This is a genomic window from Anaplasma phagocytophilum (genome assembly GCF_023476575.1).
Classification (GTDB): domain Bacteria; phylum Pseudomonadota; class Alphaproteobacteria; order Rickettsiales; family Anaplasmataceae; genus Anaplasma; species Anaplasma phagocytophilum_A.
This window is the reverse complement of the sequence record NZ_JAHLEX010000135.1, coordinates 1-2,247: the sequence shown is the minus strand read 5'-3', so window position 1 is coordinate 2,247 and position 2,247 is coordinate 1. Positions and strand designations below refer to the sequence as shown.

The following is a 2,247-nucleotide window of genomic DNA, read 5'->3' as shown; positions in this document are numbered from 1 at the left end:
TTCTTCCTCTGTGGTGAGTTTTGTATCAGGATCCCCTTCAATTAGCATATCCTCTTCATTTATAGTAGGAGAGGAACAACAGAATACATTTCTTACCTGCGCTACCAACCCAGCAAAAAATTGCTTTAGTTGGGCGAAAGCTTCTATTATGCAGTTGAACGCATGCGTAAAAGCTCTACATATATTGTTTCGCTCTTGTCTTGCTACAATATCACGGAAAGCTGTTGGATAATCTGATTTATATATTTTCCTGTTATGCAGCTCTTCACTGCTGAACAACGGCAGGAATGAGTAGTCTTGTTTCCAGGTATGGTCATATAACTTCCTACTGTTATCTACCCTATCCATTATTCTCATAGTGAGTATGGCCACTCTTTCAATAGAGAAGTTCAATGACTGACAATCTTTAACATTTGGATTTTTCTGCAGTTCCTTAACCAAGTTCCCAAGTTTTTCCTGCATAGCTGCAGTATACGAAAGTGTCTTCAGCGATAAATCTTTACTATTGTTATGCGAATAGAATACTGGAGAGGAATTGACAATACAGCGTAAACACACCTGCCTTAGGGTTTCAAGCACATATTCATGAAGATCCTGTATAATCTCTGTTGCCTTGTCTTCCCCCATTTCCATGCCTACAGTTAAAGGTATCTCAGGAAGCAATACGGGCGTAGCTGTGTATACTTCTGTATCTTTCGGGGGTTTTTCTAATGCTTTTTCATATGTCACTTGTATGCTGGAAACATACACTATGCATTCCAGCAAATATGCTCTGATCCACAGCATATTATCCTCGAAGTCTCCAGCCTCTTCAGTAGCTTCGTGGTGTACAGTGCCATAGAAATCGACTTTATCTCCTAAGTACTTCTGTAGTTCCTCGCGGTAAGCAGTTAAGAAGTATTGTGCTAGATGTTGCATAGATACAGAAATCGAAACATTCTCTTCGGTTTCCATAACGTGTTGTGAGCTTCTGAATTCATCCAGCTCAGCTGACAGAGACATCAGTATCAAATTCATGGCTGATGCCATGTGCTCCTTCAAAACAGAAGGTGTATTGAAAGATGGTATTTGAGTCGTCAGTGAGAGGATAAGCACATGACGAAGCACTAACTTACGAGCTGCTGGTTTAGCAGCACTCGCAAGTATTGCCATAGCCTGCTGTGCGATTAATGAAGCTCTCGTCATCAATCGTACGTGTCTTATATCCGCTTGTTCTGTTGTGGAATGAAACGCGTAATTCTGTAAGGCCTGTACAAAACCAGCCATCGCGATAATAGCTTGGTCTGCCATCGCCATCATATTATTAGGCACGTGCAGGATGCTATGCACCTTTGTCACACTTTGTAGTGTTCCTAGAACATCGTAACACCCTCTTAGTATGTCTATGGTATTACTAGGTACACTATAGTCAGAATTACGAATAGATTGTTCAATAACTCCTTGTGTGTTGTCTAGGAAGTTCAACACGCTTTGAATCAATGGGAGAGAGGATAGTTCCTGGTCTTGTGATAGTTTCGTAGATTGTTCTGATGATACTATCTCATCTTTCATCTCAGTGAGGCACGATTTTGCCAATTTCAGGACCGATAGCATATGTGCGAAAATTTCTTCAGGATGCATATCATCCAGATGCACATCAGAAAATGCTTCTGCAACAGATATTAAGGAATCAAACGCCATTGATATCTCAATAGCATCAGCTCTAGAAACTTCATTTTTCTTTGTAGTAGGCATATACCACCTGGTGTCGTTTATAAAATTAGGATATCATTAAGCGATATAAGAAGGCGCTAGGTAACGAGTAAAAACCAACTTTGCAAAATCAAGCAAGTATGTGTTTGTATATCTATATGCTATGACGATAATAGTAAAGATATTGTAAATTTTTAAGAAGTGGCACAGCGAGTATAAGTTGTGTGTCGCAAGTTTTGTTCATTTTGGGGTAGGGTGAATTTAGTTGTAACTCGTATTTCCGTTAGTAACTATATATCAAGACTATATAGCATGAGACGCTTATCATTAATTATATGTATAAGGTGTACCTGCGCTCTTCAGATTAGCGTTGTTTATTATAGAAAGAAAATTTTTTTCAATACGATGACTTTAGTTGAGTTCACATTAACTCCACGAGACTTTATAAGTTTAATTATATCTTCTGCTATATTCAAGGCACTCAAAACACACCTCTACTTAGACATTTTTATTCTCAAGAAGAATTCATTGCGTAAATCACAACGCTCTTCAAAA

The 2,247-nt window shown here is 38.7% G+C and carries 1 protein-coding gene; it reads right to left on the bottom strand.

Annotated elements, in window-relative coordinates; translation table 11 throughout:
- The coding region (locus tag KPX09_RS05085; protein WP_249549277.1) for a hypothetical protein at window positions 1-1,734 on the bottom strand (1,734 nt) is incomplete at its 3' end.
- Window positions 1,735-2,247 lie beyond the last annotated feature (513 nt).